A 16297-nucleotide genomic window follows, 5' to 3' on the forward strand; every position below is an offset into this window, starting at 1 on the left:
TAGGGTTTGCTGAATAAATCAGAAAGCTATTAAAATCAAGGCTTGGGGCATCGTTAAGTTAATAAAAAAGTGCGTAGTTTTAGGCATTTTTGCTCAAAAAACAGGGTAGTATTATACAGTTACAAGCTCTAATTTCAAAAATCAAAACCATTAAAACCTTTGCCCTTTGCCCTACCCCTTCCTCAGACTTTTTCCCCTAAGTAAGCCAAGAAAAGGAGGTAGATTAATCGATAATAAAATATTTTCTGTAGAACAAACGTTATCTTTTCTCAACCACTTCAATCTAATGAACTTAATTAAACATTAAATAATTCAATATCAATAGTTTTAATTAAATGAGATAATAAAATAAGAATTACACCCGTCAAAGAATGTCAAAAGTTATTATTATTGTCAATGCACAAGTGGATAACGGTAAAATTAGCCCAAAAGCACCTATAGCGGAGAAAATGGCTGTAGCTTTAAGCAAAAGTATCATCAAATCAAATCCATGTCATGAAATTAAAATTGTTGGTGGCGCACAAATATGGTCAAAATCACTACAAATAGATGACTCAGATCAAGATATAGTTTATTGTCCTTTGACGATTAAATTGCCCGACTGGTTTAATTTTACTGCCCAACAAGTTTATTGTGCCTGTCGAGATTTAGAAAAAAGACGCAAATGGGTACAACAAAACTTTAATTATAAAACTACCCATGATGATTTATCTTTAGGTGATTTATGGTTGCCGATTATTTTTAATGGTGAAAATTGTACTTATAGTGATTTTATTGGTGAAGGAGTTTTGCCTAATTATTATCAACAACCCTATGATTTACCTTCAGAAATTCATCATTCTTTATATACTTTGGCACAGGATTTACTTCTTTCTATTCAAGCTATTCCTTCCGTTTATTTATTACAGTTTAAGATGTTAGATAATAATATCATTTTTGATCGCCTTTGGCCTTTTCCTGCTTGTCCTGCCATTGCTTCTATCAATGAGCAAAAACCTGATTTATTTGATTATCATTGGAGTTGTTTAAGTAATAAATCCACAGTAAATTAACTCTAATTCTTTATAAAAATTTTATGAAGTAACAGTATTTTTACTTACATTCTTTTGTGTAATTAAATTAGAAAAATAAATGCTTAATTAAACAATAAATTTACCCTTTTTAAATATTCTGATAATATAATATAAAATTAATTTATTATTTTAGCTAACAGAAAATGTCTAAGACACTAAAAAAGATTTTCCTGACAGGGCTTGTAACTGTTCCAGTTGCAGAAAAACTACAGACTGAAGTTAAAGCAGTTTCCTTTTAACTACTCTTTTTTAGCGAAAGCTGTTTATGTCTAAACTTATATTTAACAGCTATTTTTAATTGTTTAAATATTCTCTAATAATTTCTAAAATGACTTGTTCAATATCGGGAATTTTAGAAGGTATAACATTATTATTAATATGCTTATGATCCCTATAACCTAAATCTGGTTTGTGTTTTGCATTATCATAACGAAATATAAGATTATTTTCTGAATCTTGGTAATGAAATGAGTAAGAAAATTTATTAACAAACTCTTGTAAATCAATATACTTTTTAAAAAATAAAAATGAACCATCTATAAAATCTAATTTTCCTTGAATAAAACCAAGATAACTTGACTTAGTATTTACCGAAAAAGTAAAAGATAATATCCAACCGCCCGTAACATATTTTTGAATAATAGCTTGATAATTAGCTTGATAATTATTTAGTAATATATTTAATTTGTTGCAACTTTTCTAAAGAGTAGATTAACTTTTCTTTAGTCTTAATTTCCCCAAACCAAGTAATATATTCATCGTCTCCTCCTTCCAAATCTTCTGCTGTCCAATTATCAACAAAAAACTCCGAAGAAATCTGATATTTTTCTTCAAATTGTCTTAGTAAATAATTAGTTTTTTCTAATGATCTTTGCAAATTTTTAATCTCAGATTCAATAGCATTTTTTACTAAAATTTTATCAATTTCCACCTCTGAAGAATAAGATTTGATTTGTAGTTCTAACATTTGGTTTTCTCCCATTAATTAACTTAATCTTAACATTTAAAAATTATCAATTATCTTTTAAGTTTAAGCGGTTGTTTTCTTTTGACATTTAAGATAAAAATTTTGACACTCACCCATTAAAAGATTTAATTAGGTATTAAAAATTTAACAATTAAGGTTATCACTGCGATTAATAAACCACTAACGACACTAATAAAAATACCTCGATTAGTAAACTCAAGATTATCTAGTCTTTTGCTAAAACCTTCTTGATTACCTTTGATTGAGGCTATCTCAACTCTCATGTCATTTAGCTTGTCGTTTACTTGGGTAAATCGAGAGTCAACTTGCTCAAAACGAAAGTCTATTTTTTCATTGACTTGCTCAAACTTAGAGTTAATTAAATCTTTTAACTCTCTTAAATCGTTATCTGTTACGGTACTCATGTTAAAATTATCTTAATATTAAAAGTATTAATTAGGAGTAATTACCTGTTACTCCTAAACTAATTCTATTCTACACGCTAGTTAGTTTTACTTTGTTGCAAGTAATAGGTGGTAACTTAAAAGATACTAACGCCGCAATCAACACGAAAAAGCTAGAAATCCATAAACAGGCTTCTATTCCTCCCCATTGAAAGACAATCCCTGAAGTAATTGTACCTAATAATCTTCCCCCTGAGTTTGCCATATAGTAAAAACCTACGTTTAAGGCGACGTTATCATCGTCGGTGTAGGCTAACACAAGGTAAGAATGCACTGCGGAGTTAAAAGCGAATACAATGCCAAAAATGATTAATCCTCCCGTAATCACGATTTGCGGATTTAATCCTGCCATAAAGGCAATGGCGATCGCCACTGGTATAATAGTTAAAATAGAAGTCCAAATTTGAATAGTGCGCGCTTGGGGTGCTTTTCCCTCCTGATTTTGTCTTAAAATTGTGGGAGAAAAAGATTGAATGATACCGTAACCGATAACCCAACAAGCCATATAAGTGCCCACATTTATAAAACTCCAACCTAAATTTGTGCGTAGAAAAACGGGTAACGCAACCACAAACCAAATATCTCTTGCACCGAATAAGAAAAATCGAGCTAAGGATAAAATATTGATAGCTTTACTCTTAGAAAATAACTGCTTAAATTTAATTTTTGCTTTAATTTTACCTAAGTTTTTCGGTAAGAATTTACCAGTTAAAAAGATGACAAATAAAACTGAGGCTTGAATAAATAAAGCATTTTTAAAACCGAAAAATTCTAATAAAGCAGCACCGACAAAAAAGCCTAAACCTTTTAACGCATTCTTTGAGCCAGTAAGGATAGCAACCCATTTAAAGAGTTTTGATTCTTGCTCTTTTGGTACAACTAAACGTACGGCACTTTTAGAACTCATCTTCGTTAAATCTTTAGCAACTCCTGAAAATGCTTGGGAAGTCATGACATATAAAACTTGAAACCAAGTTGCCCATTCAAAGTTAATTACTCCTAACATAACGAGGGCAAAAATTTGTAAAAAGATACCACCATAAAGAGTTAATCTTAACCCAAATTGAGAGCCAATCCAACCGCCTAAAAAGTTAGTAATAATGCCAAAAATTTCGTAAAATAAGAATAGAAAAGCGATTTCAATAGGGGTAAAACCAAGTTTATTAAAATGCAATAAAACGAGCATTCTTAATGCACCATCGGTGATAGTGTAACCCCAATAAGCAGAGGTAACTAAGGCATAATTGCGTAAATTTTTATCCATAAATTTTATTTATAATTTGATAATTGTCTCTATAAGCCCCTAAATCCCCAAGTATGGGGACTTTTTCGATTTTTTATCCCACATTGAGGGCAGGGAGGCTAAAATGAATTTGCTATCTTAATAACTAATTCCACGAGGCGATTAGAATAACCCCATTCGTTGTCATACCACGCTAAAATTTTTACCTGAGTTTCGTTGATTACCATGGTTGAAAGGGCATCAATAATTGAGGATCTTGGATCGTCTTTGTAATCTATTGAAACTAAAGGACGTTCTTCATAGCCTAAAATATCTTTTAATTCCCCTTCGGAGGCTTTTTTCAATAAACTATTAACTTCTTCTACACTGGTTTTACGGTTAACTTCAAACACACAATCTGTTAAAGAAGCGTTTAACATTGGCACTCTTACTGCTATGCCGTTTAATTTTCCTTGTAACTCTGGGTAAATCATGGCGATCGCCGTTGCCGAACCTGTAGTTGTGGGGACTAAAGATTGAATACAAGATCTAGCTCTGCGTAAGTCTTTATGGGGTGCATCGACAACAATTTGCGTATTAGTCACATCATGAATAGTAGTGATAACGCCGTGTTTAATGCCTAATCCCTCATGAATAACTTTAACGACAGGTGCTAAACAGTTAGTAGTACAAGAAGCTGCCGTTAAGAGATGATGTTTTTCGGGGTTGTAAAGATGATCATTAACACCTACCACAATATTAAGGGCTTTTTCCTTTACTGGAGCAGCAACCACAACTTTTTTAACACCATGCTCAAAATAAGGGTTTAAAGTCTCAGGAGTGCGGAATTTACCTGAAGATTCGATAACTAAATCTACTCCTAAATCTTTCCAAGGCACTTCTTGCGGTGCAGAATATTCGCTAAAAGTAACAGTTTTTCCGTCAAGAATAAATTTATCTTCTTTAACGGTAATATCTTTGTGCCAACGCCCATGCACAGAATCAAACTCTAATAAATGGGCTGCTGTAGCTACACCGCCTTTAATCTCGTTAATATGTACAAATTCTATATCAGGATTATTCCAACCAGCCCGAAATGCTAATCTGCCGATTCTTCCAAAACCGTTAATGCCAACACGCATATAAATAAACTTTTTTTTGATGAGTTAATATAACAATAAAAGTTGTTGTTTAAAAATATCCTTAAATGTTTTAGATAAACACCAGTCAAAGACCATTAGTTAAGGTTTTTTCTAATTTATTTACAACTTATTTCTAATAATATTTTATCTTCAAATCAAGAAAAGTTGGTTTAAGATTTGGTTAAGATAATTAATAACAGATTAAACTCAGATCTTGCATGACTTACATTAATACTTAATAGTTAAAGGTGAGCACATCAATTCTCTTATGGTTAATGCTGAGATCTTGCACTAGATCAAAAATACTTAATAAGCAAAAGTAAAAAAATCAATTTTAGTATAGTTTGAGTCAATTTTAATCCCTTTGCCCTTTGCCCCTTGCCCTTTTGCCCAACCGTCACCAGTTAATGGAAATAGGATGCAAGAGCTGAGTATTAATGGGCGATCGCCATATCAGGGAAAACCTGTTGTACGGCTGGATGTACTAAATGATGAGATTGTATATTTAACCCTAGTGCTAAACTGGCATCTTGTTTTAACGCCCCAATTCCTTGATTAGCTAATTTGAGAACATAAGGTAAAGTATTATTATTTAATGCTTGTGTAGCTGTCCAAGGTACTGCGCCTGGAAGGTTAGGAATACCTAAATGAATTACCCCTTCTTCTATATAACTAGGTTGACTATGGGAAGTTGTGCGTAAAGTTTCAATACAACCACCTTGATCTACAGCTACATCCATAATCACCGAACCTTCAGACATTTTTTTGACTAATTCCCTTGATACGAGAATAGGAGCTTTTTTCCCTGTAATTAATACCGCACCAATTAATAAATCGGCTTTAATCACTGCTTGAGCTATATGTTGAGAGTTACTATATAATAGCTCAACTCTAGATCCGAAAAGGGTTTCTAAGTAAGCTAATCTATCAATACTCACATCAAGAATAGTAACTTTTGCTCCCATACCCACAGCAATTTTAGCTGCTTCCGTGCCAACGATTCCTCCTCCCAAAATAACCACATTTCCTTGCTCAACCCCTGCTATTCCCCCTAATAATACCCCTTTGCCTCCTTGTTGTTTTTCTAAATATCTTGCACCTATTTGTACGGCTAGTTTTCCTGCAATAATACTCATAGGAGTCAAAAGAGGTAATCTGCCGTCAGCTAATTGTACTGTTTCATAAGCGATCGCTGTTACACCACTTTTAAGAAGAAACTCTGTTAAACTACGATCTGCAGCTAAATGAAGGTAAGTAAATAATATTTGTTCTTGATTAATATATTTGTACTCAGAAGAAAGAGGCTCTTTGACTTTAATAATTAACTCTTGATGCCATGCGGTTTGAGTATCAACAATAGTTGCCCCTACTTTTTGATAATCTTCGTTGCTAAAACCAGAAGCAATTCCAGCATTTTCTTCCATAAATACTTGATGGTTTTGTTGGGTTAAAACTCTTATACTCGCTGGAGTTAAACCAACCCGAAATTCTTGATCTTTAATTTCTTTAGGGACACCAATTTTCATTTTAATTTTCGTGAGAATCTTTGATCAATATTAAATTATAAATGCTTTATAGTAATTCTTTTCGATTTTTACATAAGACTAAAATATTATATATATAAAGTAGAAAAATTATTCAAGGTGTAGCTATATAGTAGAAAATAAAAAGAATCTCATTTTTTAACTAAAATTGCGTAACTTTCATCATGGAATTATCAGTCATTATTCTTACCTATAACGAAGAAGCTAATTTACATACTTCTTTATCAAGTTTACAAAAATTAGACGCAGAAATTTTTATTATTGACTCAGGGAGCAGCGATCGCACTGTTGAAATAGCCAAAGAATATAATTGTCAAGTATTTAATCATCCGTGGGAAAATTATGCACAACAACTTAATTGGGGTTTAAAAAACTTACCCATTACAACCCCTTGGATTATGAGATTAGATGCAGATGAGCGATTAACCCCAGAATTAGTGACAGAAATAAAAGAGAAATTACCCTTAACCCCGAAAAATATTGGCGGTTATCAAATGAAAAGAAGAGTATTTTTTATGGGGCGTTGGATTCGTCACGGTGGTTATTATCCGACTTGGTTACTGAGAATTTGGCGTAATGGTAATGGTATTTGTGAACAAAGATGGATGGATGAGCATATTATTCTCTCAGAAGGGGAAATTGTGGATTTACAAAACGATATTATTGACGAAAATCAAAAAGGTTTAAGTTTTTGGGTAAATAAACATAATAGTTATGCTGATAGAGAAGTAAAAGATATGTTAGCTATGGAAAAAGCAGAAGAAAATCAACAAAATATTTTAGACAATAGTCAAACTTCTCAAGCATCTCAACGAAGATGGGTTAAAAAAAATTTATATGTCAAATCTCCCTTATTTTTAAGAGCATTTATTTATTGGTTATTACGTTATACCATTGGTTTAGGATTTTTAGACGGCATCGAAGGTATGATGTTTCACTTTTTACAAGGATTTTGGTATCGCTTTCTAGTGGATGCTAAAATTTATGAATTAAAACGTCAATCTCGATTAACACAACCATAGAAAATTATGATCGCCCAAATTGACTCAAAATACTATACTTCTAAAGAATATTTGCAGTTAGAAGAAATATCAGAAACTAAAAATGAATATCTTAACGGAGAAATTATCCCTATGGCAGGAGGTACAACAAATCACAATAAATTAGCTCTTAATTTTTGTCGACCTTTTCCTTTAACTATTAACGATCAAGATTATGATATTTATATGAATGATGTTAAACTATCGATTCCTGAATATCAAATTTATACTTATCCTGATATTATGATTATTGAAGGTGAGCCTAGTTACGAATCAAATAATTCTACTATCGTCACAAATCCTAAAATTATCATCGAAATTTTATCATCTTCCACACAACATTATGATCGTAATAATAAATTTAGATTTTACCGTTCTTTACCTACCTTACAAGAATATATCTTAATTTCTCAATCTAGTTATTATCTTGAACAATTCGTGAAACAAGATGATCAACAATGGTTATTTAAAGCCACAGAAGGAGAAGATAATCATCTTTGTCTAAAAACCGTTGACTATAGTATATCTTTTACAAATCTCTATCATCGAATTAAGTTTGATACATCAAATTAATATAATTTATATTTTGATGATTTAGAAAAATACTTAATAAATAAAACTGATAAAATAAATTTCAATACAATTAAAGTCAATTTTATATAGTCTATTCTCTTTTTTTTAGTATCTTTACAGGAAGTGTAAAATCTGAGTTATATTTTCATCATTGTATAAAAGTAAAATTGTGAGTGTTGATTTTTTCTTGAATAAAATATTAGTTACTGGTGCGGCAGGTTTTATTGGTTTTCATTTATGTAAATACTTATTGCAAAAAAATCATCCTGTAGTGGGAATTGATAATCTTAATGATTATTATGATGTATCTTTAAAAAAAGCACGTCTCAAAGAATTAGAAATATTTGATAAATTCCACTTTCATCTCATAGATTTAACTCATGAGGAAAAAATTAACCATTTATTTGAACAAGAAAAATTTGATATAGTAGTGAATCTAGCTGCTCAAGCAGGAGTTCGTTATTCCCTTGAAAACCCCCATGCTTATATTAATAGTAATTTAGTGGGTTTTTTGAACATTTTAGAAGGTTGTCGTCATAATCCCGTTAAACATCTCGTATTTGCTTCTTCTAGCTCTGTTTATGGCATGAATAGCAAAATTCCTTTTAGTACTAATGACCCCGTTGATTATCCCATTAGTTTATACGCAGCGACGAAAAGATCTAATGAACTAATGGCTTATACTTATAGTCATCTTTATAACATTCCTTGTACGGGATTACGCTTTTTTACAGTATATGGCCCTTGGGGACGACCTGATATGGCTTTATTTCTCTTCACCAAAGCAATTTTAAAAGGAGAAAAAATCCCTGTTTTTAACTATGGCAAAATGCAAAGAGATTTTACTTATATTGATGATATTGTTTTAGGCATCGAAAAAGTAATGCAAAAAACACCCTCTGGAATTCCACCCCATAAACTATATAACATTGGGAATAATCAACCCGTGGAATTACTTTATCTCATTGAAGTTTTAGAAAAATCTTTAGGTAAATTAGCCGTAAAAGAATTATTACCGATGCAACAAGGAGATGTTTTAACTACTTATGCCGATGTCGATGAGTTAATCCATGATGTACAATTTAGCCCGAATACCCCTATCGAAGCAGGAGTTCAAAATTTTGTCCATTGGTATTATGATTACTATAATCCTAATTAAATATTTTTAGAGATGATAAATTAACATTTATTAATAATCTTTTTGAATAAATCTTCTATAATTCTATGGAATTAAGAGGAAACTTTTGTGAGGAACATCAAAAAATGAGTAATATGAAAAAATATGTAGCCGAATTAATCGGTACTTTTTGGTTAGTTTTTGGCGGTTGTGGTAGTGCCGTGTTAGCCGCTAATTTCGGTGGTGACGGTAATCCTTTTGGTATCGCTTTTGTGGGGGTTTCCCTCGCCTTTGGTTTAACAGTATTAACAATGGCTTATGCTGTAGGACATATTTCGGGCGGTCATTTTAACCCAGCCGTATCCTTTGGTTTATGGGCTGGAAAACGTTTTCCTAGTTCTGAATTACTACCTTACATCATCGCTCAAGTAATAGGAGCAATTTTAGCAGGTTTAATCTTATTTATTATCGCTAGTGGTGGAAAAGATGGCCTTGATTTAAGCGGAAGTAATCCTTTTGCTACCAATGGTTATGGTAATCACTCCCCCGGTGGTTATTCCCTTTTAGCGGCATTAGTTACAGAAGTAGTCTTAACTTTTATCTTCTTATTTATCATTTTAGGCTCAACGGATAGACGTGCCCCAGCAGGTTTTGCACCTATTCCCATCGGTTTAGGTTTAACTTTAATTCACTTAATCAGTATCCCCGTAACAAACACTTCGGTTAATCCTGCAAGAAGTACGGGAGTAGCTTTATTCACAGGAAATATAGAAATTATCGGGCAATTATGGTTATTCTGGTTTGCACCCATTTTAGGTGCTGTTTTAGCTGGTTTTCTATACTATAGCTACTTTGCTGAATCTACTCCTCTAACTAAAGACATTGAAGAATAGTTTTTAACTATCAGCTATCAGTTTTATTTTTTTACTGACGGGTGACTTGCTAACTTCTTTAAATTAGGAATTATATTCATCTGAAATAAACTAAATGAAATAATACTAAACTAGGGATTTGGTGGGCGATGCCCACCCTACTTATTAATTATTACATCATACCGGGCATACCCATGCCACCCATACCGGGCATACCCATACCGCCCATGCCACCCATACCACTCATATCAGGTGCGGAGGCTTCAGGTTCGGGTTTTTCTACCACAAGGGCTTCTGTAGTTAAAATCATTCCTGCAATGGAAGCAGCATTTTGTAAAGAAGAACGTACTACTTTAGCAGGATCGATAATTCCAGAAGCGATTAAGTCTTGATACTCTCCTGTTAAGGCATTATAACCAATATTGAGAGCAGATTCTCTGACTTTTTCTACCACTACAGAGCCTTCTACCCCCGCATTGGTTGCGATTTGACGTAAAGGTGCTTCAATAGCTTTGATGACGATTTGCGCACCAATTTTTTCTTCTTCAATGGTTAAAGTATTTTTGAAGGCTTCTACTTTACTCGCTAAATGAATTAAAGTTGAACCACCACCAGCTACAATTCCTTCTTCCACTGCGGCTTTAGTAGCGTTTAAAGCATCCTCAATGCGCAATTTACGCTCTTTTAATTCGGTTTCAGTCGCTGCACCTACTTTAATTACCGCTACACCACCAGCTAATTTAGCAATGCGCTCTTTGAGTTTTTCTGCGTCATAATCAGAGTCAGTTTCTGCTAATTGTTTACGAATTTGAGCTACTCTTTTCTCAATATCCCCTTTATTTCCACCATCGGCTACGATAATGGTGTTATCTTTTTCGATGGTAATTTTATGAGCTTTTCCTAAATGATCTAAAGTAGCCGTATCTAGGCTTAAACCGATGTCTTCGGAAATTACTCTTCCCCCTGTTAAGATGGCAATATCTTCTAAAGCGGCTTTTCTGCGATCGCCAAAACTAGGGGCTTTGATAGCGGCTACATTTAAAACACCTCTGGCTTTATTGACTACAAGGGTAGCTAAGGCTTCACCGTCAATATCTTCGGCGATAATTAATAAAGGACGAGCTGAACGTGCTACATTTTCCAATACAGGTACTAAATCTGCAATGGCACTAATTTTTTTATCGGTGATGAGAATAAGAGGATTTTCAAACTCAACAATCTGTTTTTCTTGATCGGTGATAAAGTAAGGAGAAACATAACCACGATCAATCTGCATACCTTCAACGACTTCCAATTCAGTGGCTAAGGATTTAGATTCTTCCACGGTAATAACACCATCTTTGGTGACTTTATCCATAGCAGTGGCAATCATTGCACCGATTTCTTCATCATTTCCAGCCGATACCGTAGCTACTTGATTAATAGCATCACCTTGTACGGGTTGGGCTACAGCTTCAATCTCTTTGATTAAAAAGGTAATAGCCTTATCGATACCACGACGTAAAGCCACAGGATTTGCCCCCGCAGTAACGTTTTTCAAGCCTTCATGAACCATAGCTTGAGCGATAACTGTAGCCGTTGTTGTACCATCTCCTGCGATGTCTTTAGTTTTAGAAGCAACTTCTCTGACTAATCTTGCACCAACATTTTGCAAAGGATTTTCTAATTCTACTTCTTTTGCAACACTGATACCGTCTTTTACTATTTCAGGTGCTCCAAATTTTCTTTCTAATAATACATTTCTACCTTTAGGACCTAAGGTTACTTTAACAGCATTTGCTAAAGCATTGACACCTTGTTCTAAAGATCTTCTGGATTCTTCTCTAAATGATACTATTTTAGACATATAGATTTCTATTTTATTTATTCACCATACATCAATTTAGCGCTCTTGGTGTCTGAGTGCTAATACGGTTATCTTCACCTTTGATTTTTTACTCCAATTTTTCGTTAAAATATAGTTCAAAGTTGAAAAAACTGTTTCTATTAGACTTCTTCAGAAAATAGGGAGCGGGGAATAGTAGATTAAAATTGACAAATTATAAACAAGAATTGATTTAATTTTAAATTTATCGAGATGTCTATTAAGAGGAATATAAGCTAGACAAATCTTCTTGCATCTTATTCACCACTAAATCATAGCATTGTTGAACATAGGTGCGATCTCTACTAGCTTCAATGCCATAACTATCAAAATAAATTGGTTGACAAACTTTTGTGGTCATGGCAACAGGTAATGGTATATTAGGTAAAGGGCCAATTGCTAAACCCCAAGGTAAGCCTAAATATATCGGAAAAGTTTGAGGATCAAGATCGAAAATCCAAGGAAATAACCCTTGTTTATTCAACCCTTTTACTTGCTCATATAGGTCTGCTAACACAAAAATACTCTCATGAGCTCCTTTAGAAATTAAGGGTACGATGGGTAAGGAATAACGCAACGCTAATTTTATAAAGCCTTTTCTACCAACAAATTTTATTTGATTTCTTTCTGTGTAGGGACGAAAGACATCTTCTGCACCTCCCGGATAGACTAAAACACTAGCATTATTTTCAATAGCGGCGATGGCCATGTTAGGATTAGCACGAATAGCACCAGTTTTAGCCGCTAAACGAGTTATACCTTGATAAGCCGTCCATGCCATAGGGTGCATTAAACCGTAAGCTAAACGATCAGTACCGAAATGCTTAAACCAATCATACATCATCATAACCATATCAGGGGCAGCAATACCACCATTATGAGAGCCCACTAATAAAACTTGCCCTTGGGGAATATTTTCCCAACCACTGGTTTCTACTCTAAAATAATATTTATAAAGTAGTTCCCAAAAAGGCATTAATTGTTTAATTGTATCAGGATCTCTTTGGGTTAATGACCAACCAAAATCTTTTTTATCCATGAAAAGAGAATTAAGAATTGAAAATGAACAAATATTCGTTATCTATTCTAACTTTTCCCATTGAGAAAATGTGGCTGCTTGTCCGCAAAATTGATTATTATTATCAGTTAAATTCCAAAGAATTATGTCTGTTATATTGTATTTTTTTCCAGTGCTAGAAACTCTAACACCACCATAATTAGTGATATAACCTTTTCGATTTGCTTCTTTTAATAATGCTTCTCTTTCTTCCTGTGATATAGCCTCCGTTGTATTTTTTGAAGGCGTTTTTATTAAAGTTTCCCAATCCATTTCCCATAATTCTAAGGCTTTTTTATTACCATAATTATAGATAGGATTTAGATTATTATTATGAGATAAAACGACAAAATCAGCATTAAATAATTTTTTTGCCTGAGTTATTTTATCAACATTTTTCCTAGTTATTAAAGGTTTTTTTAGTAATTTTTCATAACTATTTAAGATAATTTGTGTCCAGATAATAATTTCTTCTTTTTCCCAAATATTATTCATTTTTATATTTTGCCCCTAAATCCTCAATTATGGAGACTTTTTTTGTTTATATTTTGTCACTAAATCCCCAATGATGGGGACTTTCTTTATTTTTTTAGTAACACTAAGATCTTACTATTAGATCAAAAATACTTAATAAGGAGAAATCAAAAAATCAATTTTAATATATTTTATTGCTCATGATCTTACCTTAACATTTATCGTATTTTATCGATGGTAAAATGGTTTTTTAACTATCGTTGCAGGATATAATTTTTCTCTAATTTCTATCTTTAGTTTCTGCCCTATTTTACTATAATTATACGGTACATAACCAAGGGCGATCGCCTTATTTAAAGTAGGAGATAACGTTCCACTGGTAATATGCCCGACTACTTGATTATTAATGAGAATGGGATACTCATGACGGGCGATATATTTACCTTCCATCTCTATAGCAACTAAACGTTTCTTGACTTTTTCTTGCTTTTGTGTTGATAAAATGTCTTTGCCGATAAAATCATGATTGAAATTTACTACCCATGATATACCAGCTTCTAAGGGTGTTATTTCCTCATTCATGTCTTGTCCGTACAATCCCATACAAGCCTCTAAACGGAGGGTATCACGACAACCTAAACCACAAGGAGTAACGTTTTTACCAAGAAAATATTTCCATAACTTTTGAGCAATAGTAGGAGTTGTCATAATTTCAAAACCATCCTCGCCAGTATAACCAGTACGCGCTATAAAAACTGTTTGTGCATCAATTTCTGTGGTGAGATGTCCAAAACTAGGGAGAGTTGTTAAGTCTTCGGTAACCAGAGGGTTAAGATATTCAACGGCGTTTTTTCCTTGTAAAGCGATTAAAGCTAAATCACGGGAGTTGTCTTTTAATTCGATGTCTTGATTTTTCAAGTTTTCAGTTAACCAATGCCAATCTTTAGAAGTGGTTGAGGCATTAACAATTAATATTCCAGACTCGATACTCTCCTCATTTTTCCCTTGATAATAAAAAATAATATCATCAATAATGCCGCCTTCATGGTTTAATAATACCGAATACTGGGCTTTTCCTGACTCTAAATTACTCAAGTCAGAAGGTACAAGGTAATTTAAACTTGATCTTAAGGCTTTTCCTCGTAAAGAAAATTTACCCATGTGAGAAATATCAAACATTCCTACGGATTCTCTCACCGCTTGATGTTCTTTTTTTAAACCGCTATATTGTAAAGCCATTTCCCACCCCGCAAAATCAGTAAATTTAGCTTTTGATTCTACGGAGAGGAAATAAAGAGGAGTTTGTAATGAATTTGATTGTGTCACTGTCATGAATGAAATGAGTTAATTAATTATTATCCCACGAAGTAACTATCCATCAAGTAAAATCTCTCCATCAGTGACTTTTTGTTGTAATTCTCGCCAAAGTTGCGCTTCTTCTGGAGTAACAATTTTATCTTCATAGATGGCATTTTTGATCATTTGACTTTCCGCTTGGGATAATCTACCATCGGCTAAAGCATTTGCAATCATTTGCTTTAATTTAGTGTTATCTTCTGTCATATATTTATATTAATTACATCAGTTAATTTATTGAGTTTTTATTTTAATCCATTATTCTCAAAATAAAACTATTTATTGTTAACCTTTTTTTTGATCATCTAAGATTAATCTTGGATATATTCTTCACCACTTTTTAAACATAATTCTGCGCGCATAAATTCTCTACCTAAATAAGCGGCATGATCTAACATACTAAGGGGAATAAGTTTTGTTTTTTCTAACAAGTTAACACATATTTCTTTCGCTGTTCTACCGCTAAAAGTTTGAGTTGCCATTCTCGGCTTACTACCTTTACAGGCTATCACTTCACCAGTGTCTGGATCAACTGCTAATCCTTGCTCATTAATGGCGTTTGTGTAATGATCAGCACAGATTAATCCATCTTTTCGGTTTAAATATATAACAAAGTAGCCGTCAGGATCTAACTGTATATCTCTTTTTGATAGTTCGTTGTCTATATCTGTTAAGGATAATGCTGTTTTCATAATTATTTTTTTATTTATATTCCATTTTTAATTGTCCATTTTTCCTTGCCAATTAGCAACAAGTTTTTCTGTTAATATTTCTATTTCTTTTATTTTCAAGTTTGATTCTATTGGTGATGATGTAAAATTAATTTCGGTTCGCCATTGATAGGGTATATTAATATAGCCGTGATATAAACCTAATAAATATCCTGTTAAAATAGCTGTAGCTTCCGATTCTTGAGCAAAATAACTACTTCTTTGTAAGGAAATTTTGAGATTATCAGGAAAGCTAAAAAAACAATAAATACTTTGATAAATACTTAATAAATTCTTAGGGATATTTGTAGATAATTTTTCTTCTACTTGGGTTGATGGTGCGTGATTTTTGATTAATTCTTCTATTAATTGAAAATAGTTACTTGTCTCCTCTTTTCCTTTGGTTAAATTACCAATTATTTCTGAAAATTCTAATTGATTTGTCAGTATAAGATTAACTATTGTTATTATTATTTTTATACTATCTTCCTCTATTTTCCCCAGTGAATAGTTATTACTAATTATAGCTAATTCTTTTTCTAAAATTTTAGGATTATGATAATTATAAATCATAAGAGGAAACATAGCGATCGCAATATCTGAGGGGAATAAATGTTGAGATTGAGTTTGCCAAAATAGTTGAGATTGATAATTATTAATAGCTAAATGTTGTAATAATTGACAAGCTAGAGAAAAAGAATCATGATTATTTTTGATAAAATTACTATGTTGATTAACTAAGTTTTTCCCGATAAATGCAGTAATAAAACTGCCCAAAACTTTGTCAGAAGGTAGAAAAAGTAATGTCATATTATAGTAAAT

The 16297-nt window shown here is 32.7% G+C and carries 18 protein-coding genes; 5 read left to right on the forward strand and 13 right to left on the reverse strand.

Going from position 1 to position 16297, the window contains the following annotated elements; genetic code table 11:
• Positions 1-371: 371 nt before the first annotated feature.
• On the forward strand, positions 372-1052 hold the full coding sequence (locus ACEW8E_RS00460) for a hypothetical protein (protein WP_373478375.1): 681 nt from the start codon (positions 372-374) through the stop codon (positions 1050-1052).
• A 315-nt stretch (positions 1053-1367) separates the two neighbouring features.
• Here ACEW8E_RS00460 and ACEW8E_RS00465 read toward each other — a convergent pair whose 3' ends face one another.
• The 6 genes from ACEW8E_RS00465 to ald form a co-directional block, all read right to left on the reverse strand.
• Positions 1368-1751, reverse strand: coding sequence for a DUF6516 family protein (locus tag ACEW8E_RS00465; RefSeq protein ID WP_373478409.1), 384 nt, complete (start codon positions 1749-1751; stop codon positions 1368-1370).
• Entirely contained in the window at positions 1738-2040 is a 303-nt protein-coding gene (locus ACEW8E_RS00470) for a hypothetical protein (protein ID WP_373478376.1), read from the reverse strand. Before ACEW8E_RS00470 ends, ACEW8E_RS00465 begins: the two co-directional genes overlap by 14 nt.
• A 125-nt stretch (positions 2041-2165) precedes the next feature.
• Positions 2166-2465, reverse strand: a complete 300-nt coding sequence (locus ACEW8E_RS00475; RefSeq protein ID WP_373478377.1) for a hypothetical protein — start codon at positions 2463-2465, stop codon at positions 2166-2168.
• 70 nt (positions 2466-2535) lie between these two features.
• Positions 2536-3768 (reverse strand): organoarsenical effux MFS transporter ArsJ, encoded by a 1233-nt coding sequence (gene arsJ / locus ACEW8E_RS00480; protein WP_373478378.1) that lies wholly within the window; start codon positions 3766-3768, stop codon positions 2536-2538.
• A gap of 98 nt (positions 3769-3866) precedes the next feature.
• Positions 3867-4868 (reverse strand): ArsJ-associated glyceraldehyde-3-phosphate dehydrogenase, encoded by a 1002-nt coding sequence (locus ACEW8E_RS00485; protein WP_373478379.1) that lies wholly within the window; start codon positions 4866-4868, stop codon positions 3867-3869.
• A 434-nt stretch (positions 4869-5302) separates the two neighbouring features.
• On the reverse strand, positions 5303-6394 hold the full coding sequence (gene ald, locus ACEW8E_RS00490) for an alanine dehydrogenase (RefSeq protein ID WP_373478380.1): 1092 nt from the start codon (positions 6392-6394) through the stop codon (positions 5303-5305).
• Positions 6395-6576: 182 nt separating this feature from the next.
• Here ald and ACEW8E_RS00495 point away from each other — a divergent pair, with 182 nt between their 5' ends.
• From ACEW8E_RS00495 to aqpZ, 4 genes are all read left to right on the forward strand, one after another.
• On the forward strand, positions 6577-7434 hold the full coding sequence (locus tag ACEW8E_RS00495) for a glycosyltransferase family 2 protein (protein ID WP_373478381.1): 858 nt from the start codon (positions 6577-6579) through the stop codon (positions 7432-7434).
• 6 nt (positions 7435-7440) lie between these two features.
• Entirely contained in the window at positions 7441-8025 is a 585-nt protein-coding gene (locus tag ACEW8E_RS00500) for a Uma2 family endonuclease (protein WP_373478382.1), read from the forward strand.
• A gap of 187 nt (positions 8026-8212) precedes the next feature.
• Complete coding sequence (locus tag ACEW8E_RS00505; protein WP_373478410.1) at positions 8213-9184, forward strand: NAD-dependent epimerase; 972 nt, start codon at positions 8213-8215, stop codon at positions 9182-9184.
• Between the two features lie 104 nt (positions 9185-9288).
• A complete protein-coding gene (gene aqpZ / locus ACEW8E_RS00510; protein ID WP_373478383.1) occupies positions 9289-10035 on the forward strand; it encodes an aquaporin Z in 747 nt (248 codons plus the stop codon).
• Positions 10036-10186: 151 nt separating this feature from the next.
• Here aqpZ and groL read toward each other — a convergent pair whose 3' ends face one another.
• From groL to ACEW8E_RS00545, 7 genes are all read right to left on the reverse strand, one after another.
• Positions 10187-11860 carry a chaperonin GroEL gene (gene groL, locus ACEW8E_RS00515; protein WP_373478384.1) on the reverse strand — a complete coding sequence of 558 codons (1674 nt, stop codon included), beginning with the start codon at positions 11858-11860 and terminating at the stop codon, positions 10187-10189.
• A gap of 238 nt (positions 11861-12098) precedes the next feature.
• Positions 12099-12917, reverse strand: a complete 819-nt coding sequence (locus ACEW8E_RS00520) for a lysophospholipid acyltransferase family protein (RefSeq protein WP_373478385.1) — start codon at positions 12915-12917, stop codon at positions 12099-12101.
• A 42-nt stretch (positions 12918-12959) separates the two neighbouring features.
• Positions 12960-13430, reverse strand: a complete 471-nt coding sequence (locus ACEW8E_RS00525) for an MEKHLA domain-containing protein (RefSeq protein ID WP_373478386.1) — start codon at positions 13428-13430, stop codon at positions 12960-12962.
• Positions 13431-13637: 207 nt separating this feature from the next.
• A complete protein-coding gene (gcvT, locus tag ACEW8E_RS00530; RefSeq protein WP_373478387.1) occupies positions 13638-14741 on the reverse strand; it encodes a glycine cleavage system aminomethyltransferase GcvT in 1104 nt (367 codons plus the stop codon).
• A 39-nt stretch (positions 14742-14780) separates the two neighbouring features.
• Positions 14781-14972: a hypothetical protein gene (locus ACEW8E_RS00535; protein ID WP_373478388.1), complete on the reverse strand. Its 192-nt coding sequence runs from the start codon at positions 14970-14972 to the stop codon at positions 14781-14783.
• A 104-nt stretch (positions 14973-15076) separates the two neighbouring features.
• Positions 15077-15457, reverse strand: coding sequence for a DUF4346 domain-containing protein (locus ACEW8E_RS00540; RefSeq protein ID WP_373478389.1), 381 nt, complete (start codon positions 15455-15457; stop codon positions 15077-15079).
• A gap of 27 nt (positions 15458-15484) precedes the next feature.
• Positions 15485-16285 (reverse strand): ADP-ribosylglycohydrolase family protein, encoded by an 801-nt coding sequence (locus ACEW8E_RS00545; protein WP_373478390.1) that lies wholly within the window; start codon positions 16283-16285, stop codon positions 15485-15487.
• Between the last annotated feature and the right edge of the window lie 12 nt (positions 16286-16297).

The sequence above is a fragment of the Geminocystis sp. genome, assembly GCF_041753295.1.
In the GTDB taxonomy this organism is placed as follows: domain Bacteria; phylum Cyanobacteriota; class Cyanobacteriia; order Cyanobacteriales; family Cyanobacteriaceae; genus Geminocystis.

Coding starts and splice junctions, on each gene's coding strand:
- ACEW8E_RS00460 (WP_373478375.1), top strand. CDS start 372: ATGTCAAAAGTTATTATTATTGTCAATGCACAAGTGGATAACGGTAAA.
- ACEW8E_RS00470 (WP_373478376.1), bottom strand. CDS start 2,040: ATGTTAGAACTACAAATCAAATCTTATTCTTCAGAGGTGGAAATTGAT.
- ACEW8E_RS00475 (WP_373478377.1), bottom strand. CDS start 2,465: ATGAGTACCGTAACAGATAACGATTTAAGAGAGTTAAAAGATTTAATT.
- arsJ (WP_373478378.1), bottom strand. CDS start 3,768: ATGGATAAAAATTTACGCAATTATGCCTTAGTTACCTCTGCTTATTGG.
- ACEW8E_RS00485 (WP_373478379.1), bottom strand. CDS start 4,868: ATGCGTGTTGGCATTAACGGTTTTGGAAGAATCGGCAGATTAGCATTT.
- ald (WP_373478380.1), bottom strand. CDS start 6,394: ATGAAAATTGGTGTCCCTAAAGAAATTAAAGATCAAGAATTTCGGGTT.
- ACEW8E_RS00495 (WP_373478381.1), top strand. CDS start 6,577: ATGGAATTATCAGTCATTATTCTTACCTATAACGAAGAAGCTAATTTA.
- ACEW8E_RS00500 (WP_373478382.1), top strand. CDS start 7,441: ATGATCGCCCAAATTGACTCAAAATACTATACTTCTAAAGAATATTTG.
- aqpZ (WP_373478383.1), top strand. CDS start 9,289: ATGAGTAATATGAAAAAATATGTAGCCGAATTAATCGGTACTTTTTGG.
- groL (WP_373478384.1), bottom strand. CDS start 11,860: ATGTCTAAAATAGTATCATTTAGAGAAGAATCCAGAAGATCTTTAGAA.
- ACEW8E_RS00520 (WP_373478385.1), bottom strand. CDS start 12,917: ATGGATAAAAAAGATTTTGGTTGGTCATTAACCCAAAGAGATCCTGAT.
- ACEW8E_RS00525 (WP_373478386.1), bottom strand. CDS start 13,430: ATGAATAATATTTGGGAAAAAGAAGAAATTATTATCTGGACACAAATT.
- gcvT (WP_373478387.1), bottom strand. CDS start 14,741: ATGACAGTGACACAATCAAATTCATTACAAACTCCTCTTTATTTCCTC.
- ACEW8E_RS00535 (WP_373478388.1), bottom strand. CDS start 14,972: ATGACAGAAGATAACACTAAATTAAAGCAAATGATTGCAAATGCTTTA.
- ACEW8E_RS00540 (WP_373478389.1), bottom strand. CDS start 15,457: ATGAAAACAGCATTATCCTTAACAGATATAGACAACGAACTATCAAAA.
- ACEW8E_RS00545 (WP_373478390.1), bottom strand. CDS start 16,285: ATGACATTACTTTTTCTACCTTCTGACAAAGTTTTGGGCAGTTTTATT.